Annotated in this window: 21 protein-coding genes; 7 read left to right on the top strand and 14 right to left on the bottom strand. The window is 39.7% G+C overall.

The genetic code is table 11. From position 1 onward, the window contains the following. Nucleotides 1-155: 155 nt before the first annotated feature. Complete coding sequence (locus ACK1I8_RS11320) at nt 156-401, bottom strand: hypothetical protein (RefSeq protein WP_412465499.1); 246 nt, start codon at nt 399-401, stop codon at nt 156-158. Nucleotides 402-840: 439 nt separating this feature from the next. Then, a complete protein-coding gene (locus ACK1I8_RS11315) occupies nt 841-1011 on the bottom strand; it encodes a hypothetical protein (RefSeq protein WP_412465498.1) in 171 nt (56 codons plus the stop codon). A 313-nt stretch (nt 1012-1324) separates the two neighbouring features. Here ACK1I8_RS11315 and ACK1I8_RS11310 point away from each other — a divergent pair, with 313 nt between their 5' ends. Beyond that, complete coding sequence (locus ACK1I8_RS11310) at nt 1325-1648, top strand: DUF493 family protein (RefSeq protein WP_412465497.1); 324 nt, start codon at nt 1325-1327, stop codon at nt 1646-1648. Between the two features lie 88 nt (nt 1649-1736). Here the strand turns inward: ACK1I8_RS11310 and ACK1I8_RS11305 are convergent, their stop codons facing one another. The 4 genes from ACK1I8_RS11305 to ACK1I8_RS11290 are packed head-to-tail and all read right to left on the bottom strand — an operon-like array spanning nt 1737 to nt 5206. Next, nucleotides 1737-2102 carry a nuclear transport factor 2 family protein gene (locus ACK1I8_RS11305; protein ID WP_412465496.1) on the bottom strand — a complete coding sequence of 122 codons (366 nt, stop codon included), beginning with the start codon at nt 2100-2102 and terminating at the stop codon, nt 1737-1739. 21 nt (nt 2103-2123) lie between these two features. Beyond that, nucleotides 2124-3623, bottom strand: coding sequence for a PH domain-containing protein (locus ACK1I8_RS11300; RefSeq protein ID WP_412465495.1), 1500 nt, complete (start codon nt 3621-3623; stop codon nt 2124-2126). Continuing rightward, a complete protein-coding gene (locus tag ACK1I8_RS11295) occupies nt 3616-4170 on the bottom strand; it encodes a PH domain-containing protein (RefSeq protein WP_412465494.1) in 555 nt (184 codons plus the stop codon). The genes ACK1I8_RS11300 and ACK1I8_RS11295 overlap by 8 nt, the downstream gene beginning before the upstream one ends. Before the next feature lie 55 nt (nt 4171-4225). Beyond that, nucleotides 4226-5206, bottom strand: a complete 981-nt coding sequence (locus ACK1I8_RS11290) for a GDSL-type esterase/lipase family protein (RefSeq protein WP_412465493.1) — start codon at nt 5204-5206, stop codon at nt 4226-4228. A 288-nt stretch (nt 5207-5494) separates the two neighbouring features. Between ACK1I8_RS11290 and ACK1I8_RS11285 the strand changes: the two genes are divergently transcribed. Next, a complete protein-coding gene (locus ACK1I8_RS11285; protein ID WP_412465492.1) occupies nt 5495-6865 on the top strand; it encodes a dipeptidase in 1371 nt (456 codons plus the stop codon). Between the two features lie 1316 nt (nt 6866-8181). Then, a complete protein-coding gene (locus tag ACK1I8_RS11280) occupies nt 8182-9162 on the top strand; it encodes a glycoside hydrolase family 43 protein (RefSeq protein WP_412465491.1) in 981 nt (326 codons plus the stop codon). 63 nt (nt 9163-9225) lie between these two features. Here the strand turns inward: ACK1I8_RS11280 and ACK1I8_RS11275 are convergent, their stop codons facing one another. Then, complete coding sequence (locus ACK1I8_RS11275; protein ID WP_412465490.1) at nt 9226-10452, bottom strand: MFS transporter; 1227 nt, start codon at nt 10450-10452, stop codon at nt 9226-9228. 308 nt (nt 10453-10760) lie between these two features. Between ACK1I8_RS11275 and ACK1I8_RS11270 the strand changes: the two genes are divergently transcribed. Together ACK1I8_RS11270 and ACK1I8_RS11265 are read left to right on the top strand one after the other, a co-directional pair. Then, nucleotides 10761-11261 (top strand): DUF6252 family protein, encoded by a 501-nt coding sequence (locus tag ACK1I8_RS11270; RefSeq protein ID WP_412465489.1) that lies wholly within the window; start codon nt 10761-10763, stop codon nt 11259-11261. Between the two features lie 437 nt (nt 11262-11698). Next, nucleotides 11699-12595 carry a glycoside hydrolase family 25 protein gene (locus ACK1I8_RS11265; RefSeq protein ID WP_412465488.1) on the top strand — a complete coding sequence of 299 codons (897 nt, stop codon included), beginning with the start codon at nt 11699-11701 and terminating at the stop codon, nt 12593-12595. Between the two features lie 900 nt (nt 12596-13495). Here the strand turns inward: ACK1I8_RS11265 and ACK1I8_RS11260 are convergent. From ACK1I8_RS11260 to ACK1I8_RS11250, 3 genes are read right to left on the bottom strand one after another with little or no spacing between them, the layout of a single operon-like run. Then, nucleotides 13496-14593: a mandelate racemase/muconate lactonizing enzyme family protein gene (locus ACK1I8_RS11260; RefSeq protein WP_412465487.1), complete on the bottom strand. Its 1098-nt coding sequence runs from the start codon at nt 14591-14593 to the stop codon at nt 13496-13498. A 28-nt stretch (nt 14594-14621) separates the two neighbouring features. Further along, the gene (locus ACK1I8_RS11255) at nt 14622-14927 is read right to left on the bottom strand and encodes a hypothetical protein (RefSeq protein ID WP_412465486.1); all 306 of its coding nucleotides are present in this window, start codon (nt 14925-14927) and stop codon (nt 14622-14624) included. Next, entirely contained in the window at nt 14917-15222 is a 306-nt protein-coding gene (locus ACK1I8_RS11250) for a hypothetical protein (RefSeq protein WP_412465485.1), read from the bottom strand. The genes ACK1I8_RS11255 and ACK1I8_RS11250 overlap by 11 nt, the downstream gene beginning before the upstream one ends. Nucleotides 15223-15391: 169 nt before the next feature. Between ACK1I8_RS11250 and ACK1I8_RS11245 the strand changes: the two genes are divergently transcribed. Together ACK1I8_RS11245 and ACK1I8_RS11240 are read left to right on the top strand one after the other, a co-directional pair. After that, nucleotides 15392-17401 carry a thioredoxin domain-containing protein gene (locus tag ACK1I8_RS11245; protein WP_412465484.1) on the top strand — a complete coding sequence of 670 codons (2010 nt, stop codon included), beginning with the start codon at nt 15392-15394 and terminating at the stop codon, nt 17399-17401. A 10-nt stretch (nt 17402-17411) separates the two neighbouring features. Beyond that, nucleotides 17412-17918 carry an FKBP-type peptidyl-prolyl cis-trans isomerase gene (locus ACK1I8_RS11240; protein WP_293789909.1) on the top strand — a complete coding sequence of 169 codons (507 nt, stop codon included), beginning with the start codon at nt 17412-17414 and terminating at the stop codon, nt 17916-17918. Nucleotides 17919-18005: 87 nt separating this feature from the next. On the opposite strand, the gene ACK1I8_RS11235 is transcribed toward ACK1I8_RS11240, so the two are convergent. The 4 genes from ACK1I8_RS11235 to ACK1I8_RS11220 form a co-directional block, all read right to left on the bottom strand. Continuing rightward, entirely contained in the window at nt 18006-18635 is a 630-nt protein-coding gene (locus tag ACK1I8_RS11235) for a Uma2 family endonuclease (protein WP_412465483.1), read from the bottom strand. Between the two features lie 38 nt (nt 18636-18673). After that, the gene (locus tag ACK1I8_RS11230) at nt 18674-19903 is read right to left on the bottom strand and encodes a hypothetical protein (protein WP_412465482.1); all 1230 of its coding nucleotides are present in this window, start codon (nt 19901-19903) and stop codon (nt 18674-18676) included. Further along, nucleotides 19896-20480: an RNA polymerase sigma factor gene (locus ACK1I8_RS11225; RefSeq protein ID WP_412465481.1), complete on the bottom strand. Its 585-nt coding sequence runs from the start codon at nt 20478-20480 to the stop codon at nt 19896-19898. The genes ACK1I8_RS11230 and ACK1I8_RS11225 overlap by 8 nt, the downstream gene beginning before the upstream one ends. A gap of 119 nt (nt 20481-20599) precedes the next feature. Continuing rightward, nucleotides 20600-21295: a DUF4397 domain-containing protein gene (locus ACK1I8_RS11220; RefSeq protein ID WP_412465480.1), complete on the bottom strand. Its 696-nt coding sequence runs from the start codon at nt 21293-21295 to the stop codon at nt 20600-20602. Nucleotides 21296-21422: the final 127 nt, after the last annotated feature.

Here is a 21422-nt window from a genome sequence, read left to right as displayed (position 1 = left end):
TTAAAATTTACAAAAATGGAAAAATTAGAAATAATGCTATGTGTTATCATAGCTCTACAATTACTTATTATATGGCTCATAGTAAAACCTAAAAGGGTTAAGGTTAAATTTGATAGGTATTATAGAGTCCCCCAAATGTTCGACTTGAAAAGGAATTAAAACCTTGAAGATAATTCTGCTTGAATTTCTGAGACTCTTTTTTCAATTCTTTCCGCTTGTTGTTTAGCAAGAGTATCAAAGTCAATACTCGGATCTATTGACTTTAACAATTGTGTTTGCATCTCTAATATTACTTCATTGATAGCTTGATTCTTAATGTTGCTACTTAATATTTGATTTAATAATAAAATGGGGTCAACTTCATGATTGTTTAAATCATTTTCAATTTGATCTATATTCATAGGATTTAATTTAGACGCCCAAAATACCAACTAAAAAAAGAACAAATGGAAATAAATAAAAATGAACAGCAAAGGTTAGCTTTGCGTATAATTACCTATTTTAAATGGGATTGTGCTGCTATTAAAGGTTCAAAACCCATAGTTTTATTTCATCAGTCGTCATTCTGAACTTGTTTTAGAACCTATCCGGTTTGCTTATATGGTCCTTATCTATCTCATATAGTAAAATGGATCTTGTTTTTATTCTACCGTGTCGACACATCTTTTTTAAGTATTTTTAGGCATTTTGCTAACCAACTTTAATAAAGCACGGATTTTAACCAAGGACCGCTGTCAATCCCAGAAGTCGGGGAAATCAAAAAAACAGTTGCACAACAGTAAAAATGGCACTAACAAACCTGAAACGCAGTGGTTTTGTGTTCATAACGATGATTTAATTTTAAAAAATATTGAACACAAAACGAAGTGCCGCTGTTTTTTTGATGCGCATGGGATTGTGCAAAAGGCTCATTGCTGGATTGACGAAGCGCTTTGGGTACTTTGGCGCTCCAAAGTACCATGCCACCGCGGCATAGAGCGGCAGAAAAATATTATAATTAATTGTTTCCATACGATAGTTATTTTTATTTGGGGCTGATATAGCTATGGTAAATCTGCCCTTTTGGTTTTTAGAAAAGGCAAACCTATATCTCATGGCATTCTGCAGCCCTTTGCTTTGCTCATACCTGCCCGTTTGTTCAGGCGGGCGCCTGCAGGCCTTAGTCGCCAGGCCGGTATCCGCTTTGCCAAGGTTTAGTTACGTGGGTTTGTGCTGCTATTAAAGGTTCAAAACCCAAATTGATGTTTACTTCAATCGAATAACTATATATACTGTCAGAATTTCATACTGATTTTTTAGGTATAGAATTTGAGATGGTATTATAATGGAAGAGAAAAGAACAAATAAGGATATTGAGTTTACCGATATTCCGGAAGGGGCCAGCAAAGATATTTATGTAAATTTAAAGGAGAAACTGGAAAGTGTAGAAAAGTTTCCGGGAGTTTACCATTTTAAATTCATCATCACGGGTGGCTTAGATAAAATACAGGAGTTACGTGCCATTTTACCTAACGATGAGTTTATGGAGCAGCCTTCAAAAACAGGGAAATATGTTTCCATCACGGTAAAGAAACCAGTACAAAATGCGGATGAGGTAATTGCAGTTTATAAGCAGGTAGGAAACATTAAAGGAATCATGATATTGTAGGTGGGGTGAAGATATCGGGTTCAGGATATCTGCTAAAAATCTTTTGATAAAATAATAGCTGCCGGGATTAGCCTTGGCAGCTATTATTTTATAGGGTTACACAACTTCCTGCAATTACTTTCCATTCCTGATCAAATAACTGCCACACCCTTAAATATCTGAAAATACCTTCTACGGATTGCGAATGATATACCGCATTCAGCTCAATTTTCACGCTAACCATCGCTGTATCATCAATCAGATTAATCTGCTGTTCAGAAGGGATAATAGAATGGACAACCATGTTTCCGGAGGTATAGGTTTCCATATCCATAGCCTTTGTTATAGTAACGCCGTTAGGCAGTATGAAAAGTAAATCATCATGCAGAAGCGTGTCTAAACTTTCCACATCTCCACGCTGTATAGCCGTTAATAGTTTATCTTCATGTAAAATGATCTGTTCTGTGGCACTCATACTGATTATTTTTTTTAAAACTTACATCCAATTTTCATTTCTGCTTTCCACCTGGTATAGCCAATAATTTACAAGTTGCTTAATCTCGGTATAATTGCCATATTTAAAATGGATCTGACCGGCGGCGGTATGTAAAATGAGGTGGCCAACATCTACTCTTTTATGCCAGGGATATTGAAAGGTCGTAATGGCCTGAATTTTATTCGGCAGCACAATTTCTTTGGAAATATCCCAGATTCCGCTGGTTTTGATAATGAAATCCCGGCTTACTGAAATCCGGTGCCGGCGGTAGCTGATGTAGATCATTACCACACCTAAAATCAGGTACGCGATTGCAATACCGATATAAGGTTTCAATTCTGGCCTATTGAGCGCGAAGATCAAAAATATTGAAATGGGCACTATCAGTTTGAAGAAAACGGGCAGATTTAAAAAACGCCAGTCGGGAATAAAGGTTTTTCCCTTTGGTGGTACTTTGCCCAATATCATTTTCAGTATTTCGTTGCGTTCGGCAGCATTACAGCCCGGAATTTCCAAAGTGTTTCCCTGCATTTCACGTCCCTTTTTACTTTGGCCAAAATGAGCCTGCTTTAAACTCATATTGAGCATATTCAGTTTTTTCTGAAAGTAGTTCTGGCTGTATTTTGTAATCTGCACCTTATTTGGACTAACTAATGTATTTTTCTTGGCAATCAGTCCCGAAGAAAGCAATAGTGTATGGGAATGTTCGCTAATTTCGAGCTCAAAATACTTGTAAAAGGTTCTAACCAGGTTAACCATTAACAGTACAATCAAAAGGCACGCTATCAAAATTAAGACGGTAACAATGGTTAACATGCTGGCTACCGTGTTCTGAACCACATCCTTATTAATTTTAAAAGCATCGAGTAATTGCCTTCCTTCATAAATAACGGTATAAAAAAAAGCAACCATTAACGCTAAGCTTTGTCCATAGTTAGAGGTTAACCCAACTTTAAGCAAGGTCCATGAGCTGATCCTTAAAAATGGTGCTTCTTTTATGCTGTCGCTTTCCGGTTCAACCTCCGGTTGCAGACTGCTTTGTCTGTTTAACAGATGTTCTTTAAGGTTATAGGCCGAGGTTTCGTTGATGGCCCTGATACTTACTTCTTCTCCATGAGCGCCAGCGGTATCAATCTTTAATCCATACACGCCGATAATTTTCTGCAAGATATTCTGGTTAATATTTACCTGCTGTATTTTATCAAGCTGAATAATGACCTGATCGCGATTAAATATGCCCTTATTTACCACAAATTCCTGCTTTTCTTTGTCTAAAAAGAAGGTGAATTTTAAGTACCATAAATAAGCAAAGATGAAACTGAGTACCATTATAGCCGAAATACCCAGCATGAGGTAGAGCAAAGAAGTACCAGACAGCCTGATGAAAATAATGATTAAAAAGAGAAATGTTGCCTTGCCAATTTTGAGTATCGTATGCGCACCCATAATGATGATACCCAGGGCCGATTCGCGCTGCGGTTTACTAAAATCGTTATTCATGGGTGTTTAGCTCTGCTGATGAATTTTCAAGCTGCTCCAATTTGTTCAACAGCAGATCTCTAACGCGCTTAGCCTCGTCAATGGCAATACCCGAAATATGGATATGACCGGTTTGGCCACCTGCGGTAAATAACTGTAACGATCCGAGTTGGTACATCCTGGAAAACAGGCCTTCGTTTAGCTCAATATGTTGAATCCGGTTTAGCGGGACAATGGTTGTCGATTCTGCAATAATACCGCTCTTATAAATTATATCATGGGTACGGATCGCATAACCCCTTTTTTTAAAACTCACGCTAAAAAGTAAAAAGAAACTGGCCAAAAGCACTACGTAAATGGGAATGATCCCTATTGCATTTGCTTTTACCTCCTCAACAAAAAACATAAGAATACCCATTGTTATGCCCAGCAGGCCAAAGCAGATCGACAGATTGATACAAATGATTTTCCAATAATCCGGATGTGGCCGGCTTAACCGGATATTTTCATATTTTGGAAGAAGATCGGGATTTATAACTTCGTTGGTAAAAGTGGTCTCTGTACACATATTTAAAGGTATAAAACATATTCAGCTATAAGTACACTCCTGTTTCAATCTTTTGTTACCTCGCCACAATAAACTTTTTGGTAGCGTTGTATTGACCAGAATCGGAAGAAATTTTAAAGAAATAAATGCCTGGAACATAATTAGAGGTATTGATTTCTAAAGTGTGTTTTCCGATATTAAGGTATTCGTTTACCACTGTTTTAATCAAGCGGCCCATCATATCATAAATCTGGACATTAATTTTATCTGTTTCAGGCAAAACGAGATCAATAAATGTTTGTGAGGCTGCAGGATTCGGGTAATTCTGTGTAACGGTAAACTTCAGGAACTTATCAAAAATTGCTTTATTGATCGTGTCGAAAATGACATAGCTTACCAATCGGTAACCCCGTGCATTTGGGTGAAACGGATCCTGATAGAGTGAAAAATCGCGTCTCATTGCCGCATTTACATCTGCCAGGTATATTTTATATTCTGCCGCTAATTTTCGGTAAGCTGCATTGATGTTCCTGATGTTGGTATTTACAGCAACATAACCTTTAATGGTTCTGTCATCAACAAACTGTAGCGTGCATAAAATAGGAACTAATTTTTGTTTGAGGCTAATCGTAATTAAAGCCCGCATATTGGCAACGGTTTCGGCTACGCTTCCTTTGCCCATAGTCATTGCAACCGCGTCATTAATGCCCATATTAATGACGATAAAACCTGTTCTGCTGGCTATGGCATTGTCGATTCGGAGCAATCCCTGAAGTGTCGTCTGCCCACCAATGCCATGATTGGTGATATCCACAATCTTATTTGGATAACAATTCATAAAATTGTTCTTAAGCATGGTTTGAAAACCAATACCTTTTACACCTTCTACGGTGCTGGCTCCAAATGTGACGATATTGATGCTGTCTTTAGCGTAGTATTGAGCGGCTTCAGGGCAACTTACGCGGGTGGGGGGAGTGGCAGGCGTTTGTGCGAAAGAAGATACGCGGACAATAAGTAGCAGCAGCAGATATATAAATACTTTTGCGCTAAACTTCATTGTAGATTCTTTCGTGCGGGATTTAAGGATATTTTTTTAATTGCGCAATTTACAAAAAAGTAAATATAAATAATATCGGACTATTCTTTTTTACAAACGTTAAACGATTTGTATGTACGAACAGGCAGGTTTTAAATATGGGCGTCACATCCTAATTTTCGAGCTAAGGTGATTAACTCTGCCAGCCTTCCTGATGCCTGGTATGTTTTATGCCCACCTAACGATAATTTGATGGTTTACTGTGCCTTTTATCTGGTAAAGGCTATATTTGCCCAAACTAATTTTGTTATGCAAGAGATTAAAAAATACGTAGAAACGCACAAACAACGTTTTTTAGATGAATTGTTTGAGTTATTGCGTTTCCCATCGGTTAGTGCCGATCCTAAATACAAAGCTGATGTTTTAAAAACTGCCGATTATGTGGCACAAAAACTGAAGGATGCAGGAGCTGATCACGTAGAAATCTGTCCAACAGCCGGGTATCCTATCGTATATGGCGAAAAAATGATCGATGCTGCTTTACCAACTGTTTTAATATATGGCCACTATGATGTTCAGCCGGCCGACCCATTGGAACTTTGGCATACCCCACCTTTTGAGCCAACCGTACGCGATGGCAAAATTTACGCCCGTGGTGCCTGCGATGACAAAGGTCAGTTCTACATGCACGTAAAAGCTTTCGAACTGATGATGCAAACCAATACACTGGCCTGCAATGTTAAGTTCATGATTGAAGGTGAAGAAGAAGTAGGTTCTGCCAATCTGGGTATTTTTGTAAATGAAAATGCCGGGCGGTTAAAAGCCGATGTGGTTCTGATTTCTGATACCTCGATGATCAGTATGGAACACCCATCAATCGAAACCGGTTTACGTGGTTTGGCTTATATGGAAGTGGAAGTAGTGGGTCCGAACCGCGATTTACACTCAGGGGTTTATGGAGGTGCAGTGGCCAATCCGGCAACCATTCTCTGTAAAATGATTGCTTCTTTGCATGATGAAAACAACCACATTACCATCCCTGCATTTTATGATAAAGTGGTAGAATTAACAGACGAGGAGAAAAAAGCCTTAAATGCTGCACCGTATGATGAAGCGGAATATAAAAAGGATTTAGATATCGAAGAAGTTTGGGGTGAAAAAGGTTACTCAACCCTGGAGCGTACAGGCACCCGCCCAACTTTAGAGGTAAACGGAATCTGGAGCGGTTACATCGGCGAAGGTGCCAAAACCGTATTGCCAAGTAAAGCCAATGCTAAAATTTCGATGCGTTTGGTGCCTAATCAGAATTCAGAAGAAATTGCCGAAATTTTTACCAAACATTTCGAAAGTATTGCCCCTAAAAATGTAAAGGTTAAAGTTACGCCTCACCATGGCGGCGAACCGGTGGTTACCCCAACAGATAGCATAGCTTATCAAGCGGCTGAAAAGGCAATTGAAGATAGTTTCGGTAAAACCGCTATCCCAACCCGTGGTGGAGGCAGTATCCCCATTGTAGCCTTGTTTGAGGAGGTATTGGGTATTAAATCGGTACTTTTTGGTTTCGGTTTAGATAGCGATGCACTGCATTCGCCTAATGAGAAATACGATATTTACAATTATTATAAAGGAATCGAGACTTTGCCATTGTTCCACAAATATTTTGCAGAGCTGAGCAAATAAAAAAAAGTCATTTCGAGCAAAGCGCAGCGTAGTCGAGAAATCTATCTTAGTAGAACACTCCACTCCGCTGCGTTTTCATTTGATTCCGAAAGATTTTAGTAAACTTAATTTTATGGTCAGTCTGATCGAAGTCTATACTGTAAGTCTTAGGGATAATTTTGGATAAAAATCAATAGCAATGACAGCTAATTTAGCAAATTGAAAGGCCAAGAGTCATCGTCATTGCGAGAAGGCTTTTTCAGCCGGCGAAGCAATCTTTAAAGCAAGGATCATAAGCGTGATAGATTGCTCCGTCGTTCCTCCTCGCAATGACGATTTTTCTATTGGAGTCTGTCAATGGTAGCGGAGTTGAAGACCATCCATCCTTTCCCAATTTATTTATTAAAAAGTTTTTTTGGAAACGAACGGTCTGTGTTCCATAGGTGCTTTCGCCCCGCCATCCGCTTGTAGTCCTCGTTTCGCTGCGCTTCACTGCGGGCTACCCGCTGCTGTCGGGTTTATTTAACAAAGTTTTGTTCTTCTAAACAGAGCCTGTCCCGTCCCTTGCATTCGCTATAAAAACTTTAATAGTGGCACCATCCTGGCCACCTAAACCTGACCGAAGTGAAAAACCCGCAGGCCGAAGCATGAGGCTGAGGATTTGGAACAAAGGGCAGGGCTGCTTTAACTGAATTGCTACAGGTTTTGCTTTCCAACACAACTAAACAGTTTTAACTTTTATGGTTAGTTTCCGTTTAGTCGTCTGTCCGTCTGAGCGGAGTTGAAGACCATCCTTTCCCAATTTATTTATTAAAAAGTTTTTTTTTGGAAACGAACGGTCTGTGTTCCATAGGTGCTTTCGCCCCGCCATTTGCTTGTAGTCCTCGTTTCGCTGCGCTTCACTGCGGGCTACCCGCTGCTGTCGGGTTTACTGAACAAAGTAAGGTTCCTGTAGGCGGAGGCTATTACTGGCGTTTGCTTTAAAACGTTAATGGCATCGCTATCACTGCTACTTAAACCAGATCTGAGGGGATGCTCCTGATTCTTCGCCGGAGCAGGAACGGGAGCAAGGCTGCCGAACCCCATAAGCACTGTAATTGCTTTCCTAAAACAGGATAAACTGGAAGCTCAGCATTCTTTGCGCCTTTTCTTACCGAATTTTGTGGTTAAATCGCCCTTATGGCCAAACTCAGTTTTCTCTGTGTCTCGTCTCAGTTTTCTCCGTGGTTAAAACAATAGGCGCCCAACTTTGCGTTCTTTGCGGTTTTTCTTAGCGCGCTTTGCGGTTAACCGGTCACCAAATTTTAAAAACACATATTTTTTTCTAAATTGTACCCATGAAATATTTATTCTCATCTCTTTTACTTTTATCCGCGCTCACTTCTTTTGCGCAGGATACTAAAACGATTAAGCAATCCGGAAACCCTATATTCCCGGGGTGGTATGCAGATCCTGAAGCCGCTGTTTTTAACAATAAATACTGGGTTTACCCCACCTACTCGGCCAGGTATAAAGAACAGGTTTTTCTGGATGCTTTTTCTTCTGACGACCTGGTGAAATGGAAAAAACACCCTCACGTTTTAGATACCGCTGCAGTAAAGTGGGCCAATAAAGCCATGTGGGCACCGGCTATTGTTCAGAAAGATAAAAAATACTATCTGTTTTTCGGCGCTAACGATATCCAGAGCGATAACGAGCTTGGCGGAATCGGTGTTGCAGTGGCCGATAAACCGGAAGGCCCGTTTAAAGACCATTTGGGAAAACCTTTGGTAGGTAAATTTCATAACGGTGCACAACCGATTGATCAGTTTGTGTTTAAAGATAAAGACGGGCAATACTATCTCATTTACGGAGGATGGAAACACTGTAATATTGCCAAACTAAACAAAGATTTTACCGGCTTTTTGCCTTTTGATGATGGTAAGATTTTTAAAGAAATTACACCCGATAACTATGTAGAGGGGCCGTATATGTTCATCAGAAATGGTAAATACTATTTCATGTGGAGCGAGGGCGGCTGGACCGGGCCTGATTATTCGGTAGCCTACGCCGTAAGCGATTCGCCATTTGGTCCGTTTAAAAGGGTAGGTAAAATTTTACAGCAAGATCCTACCATTGCCAGAGGGGCAGGGCACCATTCACTGATCATCAATGAGAAAAAAAATAAATATTACATTGTTTACCACCGAAGGCCACTAACCGAAACCGATGGCAACCATCGCGAAACCTGCATCGATGAAATGAAATTTGATGCCGACGGGATGATTTTACCGGTAAAAATTACCAAAGAAGGCGTTAAAGCACAGAAATTTAAATAGCCTTAATTTCCAATGATCAGTTATCAGTTTGTAGTTTACAGTTGGCAATTTGCCAACTGTAAACTAAATTGTTTCTAATGCCGCTTGCTGCTGGCGTTTATCCATTAGGCTAAAACCATAGGCACACAGCAATAAAATACAGGCCAGGCCAAACCAGAGCCAGTTATAGCCCAGGTGTTTGGCCATATAAAAACCCGCCAGCGGACCCACCACCTGCGCACAAGACCAGCTTAGCGTATAACCTGCTGCATATAAACCGCGGTTGTGTTCGTTGCTCCTGCTAATCACCACGGTATTGATAAAAGGGAGCACAAACATTTCGCCCACCGTAAAGGTTACAATGGTTAACACGGCCGATAGCACATGGAAAATAATCGGCACACTTAACAACAGGTAAGATACCGCAAAAAAAACAGAGCCGATAACGATGAAAAATATGGGCGATCTTTTCTTTTCAATCTTATTGATCATAATCATCTCGAACAGCGCGATAATGGCACCGTTTAAGCCAATAATAATCCCGATGGCAAATTCATCAATATGCCACTCTTCTTTAAAAAATACCGGCACCACCCTGAACATCAAAAAAGCACAGGTAATAAAAAGGGTAGTGAGGAGAATAAATTTGACATAGAAACCATCCTGCCAGGGCTTTAAAATCACCGTGGTGCTGCGGGTTTCCTTTGCTTTTTTGATAAAACCATGCACCTTGGGCAATAAAAGCAAAATCGATAGTCCAACCAGGATACTTACCGAACCCTCCACTATAAACAAAAGTTTGTAGTTAATGGAGGCAATGATGCCCGCCAGGCTAATCCCGGCCGACCAACCGATGTTAACTGCCAAACGGTTTAATGAATAGGAGCGGGTAATGGTATGCTCTTTTGCATAATGGGCCACAGCGGTGAAATTGGCCGGCCTAAAGGCTTCAGAAAAGAAACTGATCACCACAGCCAGCACACACAGGGCAGTAAAATGGCTGATGGTGGAAAATAGAATAAACAACAGCCCGCCAATAATAGAGGAGAGAATCTGTACCGGCCTGAAACCGATCATATCGGTTAGTTTCCCGCCGGTTGCCGAACCTAAAATTGAGCCCACACCAAATAAGGTGATAATCAAACCGGCATCCATTTCAGACCGGTGCAGGCTTTGCGTAACGTACAAACCCATAAACGGGACGGCCATACTGCCACAACGGTTAAACATCATCACAATGCTCAACAGCCAGGTTTGTTTGCTTAATCCGTTAAATGAGGTTTTGTAGGTATTGAAAATGACTTTGAACATGTGATACAGATGCAGTAAAATTACCAAAAGCCCGGTGTTATTTCATCATTTTAATTCAATTCTTTTGCTTGGTATTGCATTATTGGTTGAGGTCATCCTTAAGCATAGCGAAGCATCTTTTTTTACCATTATCGAGATCAACCAATTATTTTAACAGTAGTGTTTAATTTGCCGGTTTTGCTTAAGGTTCTGCTGGTTGGGAATTTTCAAAATAGCCAGATAGGTTTTTATTTAGCAATAATCTTGGTTTTGTTTCATAAATTATCTACGTTAGCTAATGTAAAACCACACGCTCCAATCTGCCATCTATGAAAACCTCCAGGCATCTCACAAGCCGCTTTTGTGTGCTATTGTTATTCGCTTTAATTTTTTCATCCTGTAAAAAGAAACTTGATTTTACAAAAAAAGATGAACTCCCCGCCGAAACACAGAGGGGGGGCGGCACTTTTGGCTGTCTGATTGATGGAAAAATTTATACGCCTGATGGTGTTTTTGGTCTCCCCGCACTCACAGCGTCTTTACAGTATCAAATCCTCAATCTGCGGGCGATAAGAAAAAGCACAAATGAAGCTATCGGGCTCCCGGTCAGGAATATGACCTCGGTAGGAGAATACGCGATTACGTCAGAAATGGGGTATAGTAGCCCCGATCTCGATTATAAAGCTGTTGCAGGCAAAATAACGATTACCCAATACGATGTTGCTAATAATATCGTTTCCGGACGTTTCTATTTTACTGCAAGAAATGAAAAGGCCGGAAAAACCGTTTCTATAACGGATGGACGCTTTGATGTCCATTTTACAAATTAAATTCTTTTTGACCAAGGCATATTGAACAACATTATGCTGTAATCTGATGGCTTAAAATCATTGATATTCCTCTGTTGTGATTTGCTTGAATGCTGCCGAACCACTGATATTTACAACAACAAACACCGAAAAATTATGTTCAACCAATTAGATGTGATTTGCTTTCATTTTTGATTCTCCCTCTGCTTTTTTAATTAAAATTTAATCAAGATATTAAATTTTCGACTTTGATTTAATACAAAGATCGAGACAAAGTATTTTTAATTTCTACGGCTTCCCGTATTTGCCGTTTCAAATTATATCCTATATTTGTTTCAGAAAGCAAATCACAATAAGGATTATTCCGTTGTGAAAACATTTGGGTTGCCTCTTGTCCACAAATCAGGAGGCTTTTTTATTTCCATACATTTTCCCCAACTTAGCAGCATTAAATACCTATGCCGCCAGAGAAAAGACCCCCGATACATAAAAAGCCAGTCACCAGAAAACCTGCCGTTAGAAAACCTGTAACCCGAAAAACCGCTGCAGGCAGAAAAAAGAAAAGTGGTATTTCGGTTCAGCTGAAGTTGGGTATTGCCGGTTTATTGCTGGTTTTACTCTCGCCATTTTATTATGGCTATGTATTAAAAAGTTTTGTGGCTACCTGGAGGTGGGTGAAAGATTGGGGGCAGGATCCGAATTACCGGACTTATGAAAGTTTTAACATCAAAATCCCTAAAAAATATACCGTTCACGGTATTGATGTTTCTTATTACCAGGGTAAAATAAACTGGCAACAGGTAAAGGAAATGAAGGAGGATGAGGTGAGTATCCGTTTTGCTTTTATTAAAGCCACAGAAGGATTGATGCTGGTTGATCCTTATTTTCAGCGCAACTGGCGGGAAGCGCCCAAAGCAGGCATTATTTGCGGGGCCTATCATTTTTTCAGGCCAAAAAAGGACGGTAAAACGCAGGCTAAATTTTTTTTACAGGTGGTGAATATCGAGAAAGGGGATTTGCCGCCCGTGGTGGATATTGAATCTTTAGATGGTGTTTCACCCTTAAAAATGCGGGCTGAACTGGCTGATTTCCTCAACTATGTTGAAATGAAAACCCAAGTAAGACCCATTATTTACACCGGACTTAAATTTTATGAAGATTATTTAGCCGATCACTTTGACGACTATCCTTTGTGGGTTGCGCATTATTATCAACCCAGATTAAGGCTCGATAAAAGCCGCTGGAAATTCTGGCAACACTCTGATAAAGCGAAAATTAACGGGATTGGCCATGTAGTTGATTTTAATGCTTTTAATGGGGATAGTTTGGCATTGGATCGGTTGTTGGTTCGTTAGTGATTGGTCATTAGTTCATTAGTCATTAGTTCATTAGTCATTAGTAATATACTTTGCCAATCGTCATCTTGAGGGTTAATTAATTTTATAAAAATCAATATAAATTGACAGATGGATAAAGAAGGTGAATGGTCTCGAGGTATCGTCATTTCGACCGCAGTGGAGAACCCGAAGGCTCTGCGCAGCAAAATCTTTTAAATTTAATTACAATACCTTAGTATAAAGATCTCTCCACTTCGCGTTGCTTCGGTCGAGATGACGACCATTCTATTGGAGTCTGTCAATAGTAGGGGTAATTTATTTATAAAAATCAATATTTTGACGTATAATTGATTTCTTTTGCCATACAGCACGGTCTTACCTGGGCTACCGATGAAAAATCGGTACAGGTCCACCGCCGCCGAAAGCTCTTTCTTTTTGGCATCAAAAAGAAACAAAACCGAGGCTCTGCCGAGCCCATTAATACAAATGAAAACAACAGAAAACCATTAATAAAATGCCGGCTGAAAATTTATTCATTTGTTGTTATATTTTTCAGCTGCATTCATGAGGGTTACGCCGTTTTCTTTCAAAGCTGGTAGGTTGGCTTTGGCAGTGCAGCCCGAAAAATTTGTTAGGCCGGATTTAAGCAGAACGGGGATATAGTGCTATGGCCTAGCTGGATGGAAATGCAAAGTGTTAAATATTAATTTATAATGATTTGTGAAATAACGTCGTTAGTAATATACTTCGCCAATCGTCATCCTGAACTTGTTTCAGGACCTATTATAGGTGATTTTTACAATCCTTTCATTGTTTAAATACATTGTTAAAGACCATTTACATCATATGGGAATCTAATGAACTACACTAATAGACTGGCTTGAAAACCAGTAAACCACTGACTAATGAACAACTGAACTAAATAGTCCAGCTTTCACATTTTTCCAGAAAAAACTCATCCGCTTCTGCACCGATACCGATTTCATCAGGAACATCCAGGAAATAGCCATTGTAGGTTAATCCACCTACAACCGGGTCAGCCAGATGGCCTAACAATGCCGTATCTAAATCAAAAAACTCCACATTCGGGCTTGCATAAGCAAAATGCAGGTTGGCGCTTAAGGCAATCCGGGTTTCGAGCATGCTGCCGATCATACACTTTACTCCATGTTTTAAGGCTTCTTCATGGATTTTCTGCGCTTCTAAAATACCGCCGGATTTTGAGAACTTAATATTCAGGTAGCTGGTCGACTGGCTGTTGATCAGTTTTCGGGCATCATGGTGGTTATAACAGCTTTCATCGGCCATTAATTTTATTGGTGAATTTACATTCAACTCGGGCAATTGATCATCGTACCAGGTACGCATGGGCTGTTCGCAAAACTCGATATTGTATTTTTCCATTTCGCCCAAAGCAAATAAGGCCTCATCAAAACTCCAGCCCTGATTGGCATCCAGGCGTAAACTTAAATCCCCGCCCACAGCTTCTCGGATCTGTTTTACCCTTTCAATATCATCATGCACTTTTTTGCCCAGTTTGATTTTTAAAATCCGGCAACCCTGATCTTTATATTTCAAAGCCATATGGGCCATGCCCTCCGGGGTATCGATACCAATGGTCATATCGGTTTCTATGGTGCGTTTGGTACCACCCAGGAATTTATAGAGTGGTAAACTGGCATTTTTGGCCGCAATATCAAATAATGCCATATCAAAAGCACTTTTAATGGTGGCGTTATGATCGGCATAACCCAATAAATCGTTCATCCGTTCGGGAATTTCTAAAGGGTCTTTACCTTTTAAAATCGCGGCAAAATCTTTGGCCATGGCAATACAGGTTTCCTGGGTTTCTCCTACAATCATCGGGAAAGCCGAACATTCGCCAATGCCATGGATGCCCGTATCGGTAAAAATGCGGATCAATACATTCTGTGCAAAATGCATGGTTCCGGTTGCAATAACAAAGGGCTCCATCGGTATGCTAAAGCGGTATATTTCGGTGTGGGTGATTTTCATGAGATTAAATTTGTTTCGTAGTTGATACTTAAGTGCCTAATAAATTCTTCTTAAAAATGTTTAGGTTAAATAAGCCAAGTTTCTGACCTCCATATAAATCATAAATTTTGCAACTGTATTTGGATTTTAATATTTTTAAGATCGGCTTGAGTTGCTCCCAACTTTGTTCACTAACATTTTTTAAAGGAATACATATTCCGATGGCGTCTCCGCCTTTAACACCTAACTCAGGCATTGGAATTAAATCAAATAATAAGTCCTCCGAATAAATATGATTTCTTATTTTATTGTAGTCTAGTTTTTTAGAAGTTTCGGCTATAATGTTAAATGACATGTTTAATAAATTGTATTTCTAAAAATTCGTATCTATTATAAGCTTCATATATAGCACACTTAATATAATGGCAGGTCTCATCACTTATATTCTGACCTCTCAAATCAAATTTTATTATGTGCTTAGGATTAGCGGGTAAGTGCTGATCATAGTACTTTAATCTGCCAAGTACAAATCGTATAGTTCTGTCTATTTTTTCAATAGATGTCAAATCATGATTATAAACATAAAAAAATTCATTGTCTTTGACATTTGCGCCTTCTGGAGTTGCCTTACCCCAATTTATTTTCTGCATAATTAGATTGATCAAATTCGCGGCATAATTCCCGACAATTAATATGATGAATTTACCAACCTAAAAGTATAAAAACAAAAACTAAATCGGAACAGGTTTGTAGATTATTAATAGATTTACGCCTCGAAATAAAATTCCATTTTCCCGCTTACATTTTACATCATCCGTCATGTCAGATACCAATAATTTAATCCACGCTTCCTCTCCATATTTACTTCAACATGCCCATAACCCGGTTGATTGGTATGAGTGGGGAACGGAGGCGTTAGAAAAGGCCAAAGCCGAAAACAAACTGATTCTGGTGAGTATTGGTTACTCGGCCTGCCATTGGTGCCATGTAATGGAGCGCGAAAGTTTCGAAAACCATGAGGTTGCCGAAGTGATGAACCGGCATTTTGTATGCATAAAAGTAGACCGGGAGGAACGTCCGGATATAGACCAGATTTACATGTATGCCATCCAACTGATGACGGGGAGCGGCGGCTGGCCTTTAAACTGCATCTGTTTGCCCGATCAGCGGCCAATTTATGGCGGAACTTATTTTAGGAAAAACGATTGGATCAATATTCTGGAAAATGTGGCTGCCCTATGGGCTAACGAACCCGATAAGGCCATCCAATATGCCGAACGCTTAACTTCGGGCATTAAAGACAGCGAAAAAATCATTGCCGCAGTTGAAGCGGAAGCCTATACACAGGAACAGTTGACTGAAATTATCGAACCCTGGAAACGCCATTTCGACATCACCTACGGAGGTTATAACCGTGCGCCCAAATTTCCTTTGCCCAATAACTGGGTGTTTTTATTGCGTTATGGTTTTTTAAAAGATGATGAAGCTGTTTTTACAGCGGTTTGCCATACGCTCGAAGAGATGAGCAGGGGCGGGATTTATGACCAGATTGGAGGTGGTTTTGCCCGTTATTCGGTTGATGATAAATGGCATGTGCCGCATTTCGAAAAGATGCTTTATGACAATGCGCAGTTGATCAGCTTATATGCCGAGGCTTACCAGTGCACCAGATTTGATTCTTTTAAACAGACCGTGGTAGAAACGATTAATTGGGTGTTTGATGAAATGACTTCAGCCGATGGCTTGTTTTATTCGGCACTGGATGCGGATAGCGAAGGGGTAGAGGGTAAATTTTATGTTTGGGACAAAGCAGCATTTGATCAGGTTTTGGGTGAAGATGCTCAGCTAATAGGCGCTTATTATAATGTTACCGAAGAGGGGAATTGGGAAGAGGAACAAACCAATATCCTGCGCAAAACGATTAGTGACGACGATTTTTTTGCGAAATTTGATATTACGGCAGCCGTGCTTTATGATAAAGTAAGCACTGCTAAGGGGAAGTTATTGGCAGTTAGGAATAAAAGAGTAAGGCCGGGTTTGGATGATAAATGTTTAACCGCCTGGAATGGCATGATGATTAAAGCTTTGGCCGATGCGGCTGCGGTGCTCAATCATCAGAGCTATTACGAAAAGGCTTCAACTGCAGCCCGTTTTATCCTGGATCACTTAAAAACAGAAAATGGTGGCTTATACCGGAACTATAAAAACGGAAAGGCTTCTATTACGGGTTTTCTGGATGATTATGCTTTTTTTATTGAAGCGTTAACAGCACTTTACGAAGCTGATTTTGACGAAAAATGGCTGGAAGAGGCAAAATCATTGACCGATTATGTGATGGCTAATTTTACGGACCCGGATTCGCCGATGTTTTTTTATACATCAGCCGAAAGTGAGGACTTAATTGCCCGTAAACATGAAGTGATGGATAACGTGATCCCGGCTTCGAACTCTGCCATGGCGCAGAATTTGCAGCACCTGGGTTTGCTTTTTGATATAGAGGCGTATACCGAAAAAGCTTCAGCAATGCTTGCTGCGGTTCAGCCGAAGATTAAAAGTTACGGTTCTGCCTACTCCAACTGGGCCATCCAATTGCTGAACGAAATTTACGGCATCAATGAAATTGCCATTACCGGATTGGAGAGCGATGTGGTGAAACTGGAATTGAGCGGCCATTATATTCCGAACAAAATTACATTGGGCGGAACAAAAAGTAACTTACCACTGTTAAAAGGTAAGCAAAGCAATGAAACAAAAGTTTATATTTGCCGAAATAAAGTATGCCAGTTGCCGGTTAACACTGTTGAGGAAGCATTATTGTATGTACAATAAATAAATTTAAATGAATATTTCACCAAACTCTGTAGTAGCGTTAACTTACGAATTGCATACTACTAACGAAGAAGGACAACAAGTTTTTGTAGAAAAAGCTGACGAACAAAATCCTTTAGTATTTTTATATGGCGTTGGCATGATGTTGCCTAAATTTGAAGAGCATTTAACCGGTTTAAAAACCGGTGATGAATATTCATTTGAACTATCTGCAGCAGATGGTTATGGTGAGGTTGATCCGGGTGCTTTTGCCGATCTGCCAAAAACGATGTTTACCGAAGCGGGTGGCGAACTGCCAAATGTTGGTGATGTGATTCCTTTGCAGGATAACAATGGTAACCAATTCAGGGCTGGTGTTACTGCCGTGCATGATGAAACCATTTCAGTAGACTTAAACCACCCCATGGCCGGTAAAAACCTAATGTTTAGCGGTGTGATTTTAAATGTACGTGAAGCTACCCAGGATGAACTGGCGCATGGCCATGCCCACGGTGCTGATGGTCATTCAGGTCACTAAGTAACCGACATAAATGATTTTAAAGAAGTCGGGTTTTGAACGGTAAATTACTGTTCAGCACCTGGCTTTTTTTATTAATGCCTGTTTTTAATCCTGAAAAACCTCTTTCAGAACGAGTTTAAGGTTGGGTATAAGGGATGTGGTTACCTCTTCGCCCTCCGTAAGTAGTTTGGTCGGCTGAAATTTGCCGTTTTCATCCAGAATATACCTGAAAAATGTGTGGTGCGCAGGGCTTACAATCCAGTATTCTTTTACCCCGGCTTCTTCATAAACCTGGTATTTATTAATGAGTTGCTTTTTATTATTTCCGGGTGATAAGATCTCTACCACAATATCTGGTGCTCCGATACAACCACGTTCATCTAATTTAGCTGGATCACAAACCACCACGATATCGGGCTGTACCACCGTAAAAACTTCGCTGTCATCCTGATTTTTCCTGGCTAAACGTACATCAAAAGGAGCAGCGTAAACTTCGCATTGATGACCATGTAAGGCATTGTAAATAGAGTTAAAAATTCTTCCTGATATTTTTTGTTGCATCCTGGAAGGGGCAGGACTCATTTCAAAAATGTATCCCTTAATGATTTCTAAACGTTCTTCAAATTCGAAGCGCATATAATCTGCATAACTGTAAGTGGCAGAAAAATCGATCTCGTTAAGGGTTTTAACAGGAGGAAGTTCATCTTCGGTGGGATAGGATTTGATATTTTTCATATATCAGGCGTTTAACCAAATATACTAAATATCTTAGTTTAAAAATCGATTTTTAAACGCATTCCACCATTGGTCAGGTTCAGGTTTTCTTTTGAAAAGGTTTTCATCGGCAACCTTAAAAAAGGCTCGATAGCGATGTTGTTCTTTTTAGAAATTTTTTGCTTATAACCCAAAGAGAAATTGTAAAAGCCGATATATTTATCAGGATCTATGCTCGCTTCGGGTTGCGGCTCAACCTTTTTTTCCTGTACAATCATGGTTTTAGAATCTGCAAAACCATTAACCGCCGGGGCAGCGAAACTTTGAACCTGATTGACAATATAACTGTTTTGCTGCGAGTTATTTAACACCGCAAGTGCAGAAACACCAACATTGGTGTAAAGTTTATCGCTGATGTTGTATTTTAATTCTAAAGGTACATTGATTCCACGCACTTTGGCATCTACCGAAGCTAAATTTTTACCCGATAAGGTTTGTGGCGCAGAAGCGTTTAATGATTCTGTTGTGCTGATTGAAGCGTAAGATACACCAGAGCTGATCGACAATTTATTTGCGATGGCATAGGATAAAGAAAACCCATAATTCATGGTTACCTTATTGTCGTTACCCATAGCCGGGGCAACATAAACATCGGGTTGCCATTTAGAATTTCCGCTCGTTTTATCGGTAGGTTTCTGTTGGTTTACATAACTGTCGTGAGCCAGCAACTTCTCAAAATCTGTTGGTGTGGAGATGGGTTGAGTTTTTTTCTTTTCCGTTAAGATTTCAAACGGTTTTGATTTTAGATCAGACAGGTTTACCTGCGAAATTTGATGATCCAATAGGTTGTAATTTAAAGGATCTGGTTCTACTGAAGGATCAAAAACGACATGTTTCTGCCTTTGTTCAGTTGCAGATGGTAACTTTTCCTGAGCTATTATTGTTTGATGATCAGCTGGGTTTTTTGTAGCAGACCAATGGCTGTTTATATCATTTAAGGAAGACTCCATAGGTTTTGGAGCCATCAGGCTATCGGTATGTCCGTGAGCAGAATGATGACCATTATTAGCTTTGGTTATGGCAACATTTATTTTCTGATCGAAGTTTTTTTGCGCAAAAAATACACCGGCGAAAATTAGAATTAGGGCAGCAGCAGCCCACAAAGGCCAGGATGTGAAACCTCTTTTCTTATTTTCTTTCTGCAGAAAGCGCTCCCATGCACCATTAGCATAAGCTTCCTCATGGTTTTGGAGTTGCGCGGTAATATGCTCAATTAATTCCTTATCCATTTTTTTCATATGAATTGACCATGGTATTTAAGTAAAGGGTACGTAACTTATTTTTAGCACGTGTAAGATAAACACGGCTGGAACTTTCAGGAATGTTTAACATCTTCGCAATTTCATCATGGGCAAAACCCTCAATTTCATATAAGTTAAATACCAGTCGTTGCGTATCTGGCAAGTGGTTTAGTAAATTTAAAATATCGTTAACGTGTAGTTCTGATGCAATCGAAACCTGGGTAGCCGGATGTTCGCTTTCTGCCAGATCATCAACATAAAACTGAACTTTAGCACTGCGAAGCTTATCTATAGCCGTCCGCGAAGCAATCTGGGCAATCCAGCCTTTAAACGATCGTTGTAATTCTTCCGGGTTCTTTGGTGCTTTGAAGCCCCCAACATGTTTGAAAATCTTGATAAAACTGTCATTTACAAGTTCTTCACTATCTGAAGTATTTTTGGTATACCTTAAAATGATGCCCATTAAATAGCCATAGAATGATTTATACATCATTTCTTTACAGCTATTGTCGTTTTTTACACAGCCTTTTAAAATTTCCTCAAAACTGAGTATTTTTTTTATCACCCTGTAAAGGACTGTTTTTTAAAGGTTTATCATGTTTAATTGATGGTAAATTTAAGAAAAATAACACCACCCAATTCGGGCGGTGTCAATTTTCGTTTCCATAAGTAGATAGAAATATTTTACTTGTTCGTCATCACGGATAAGCCAAGTCCGGTGCTATCGGTTTTGCTCGATAGGCCTTTGGCCCAGATGGTATAAATTTTACCTTTTTCAATTTTAACCGCAGGCAAACTAACCTTAACTGCCCCACCTTGTTTCAACTGAAAGGTGTAGCTGTCATTTGGTGCAATATTGCTGAAGCTGGTAAATTCTTTAAATGCTTTTGCGGTGAATAAGGGCACATCTGTACCGGCAATGGCCAGATCAAATGCGGCTGAACCCGGGCTTAAGTTGACGAAACGAACTTTGGCTTTATCAGTTTCAGGTGCCTTTAAATCATCCTCAAGGATTAAAAGTTTGGTCGATTTTAAGGTGTCCACTACAAAAACCGAATAAAATGAACCCGATTTTAAAGTCGCCTGAGCGGTAGTTAAATATTTTAAGGTATCTTTTTTAGCTACACCCACCAGTCTGATACCCGGATAAGCCGCATAATAGCCAAGATCTTTAGTATAGGTAAAGCTGTTTATTTTTTGGTTATCCAATATAAAATCAAGCGCAGCCGTTCCCGGAGATGCATGGACAAAACCAATACCGGCAGCTTCTATCGGATCGTTGTTAAAATCTTTTTTACAGGCCGTTATGGTTAAAGTTATCGCAAGGAGAGAGAGGATAATTTTTGTCGTAATGCTAAAATTTTTCAAATCCGTTTTCATTTTAATGTTTAAATCAATTGCTGAACAAAACTGGTTAATGGCCATTAACGCTTTTTATTGTAAAACGATTGAGGGAATGAAAACGCTACAGCGAAAAAATATTTTTGTGAAAATATTCAGTCTATAC

The sequence above is a fragment of the Pedobacter sp. KLB.chiD genome (assembly GCF_047040275.1).
GTDB lineage: Bacteria > Bacteroidota > Bacteroidia > Sphingobacteriales > Sphingobacteriaceae > Pedobacter.
The sequence above is the reverse complement of the archived record's forward strand: the minus strand, read 5'-3'. Positions and strand labels throughout refer to the sequence as shown.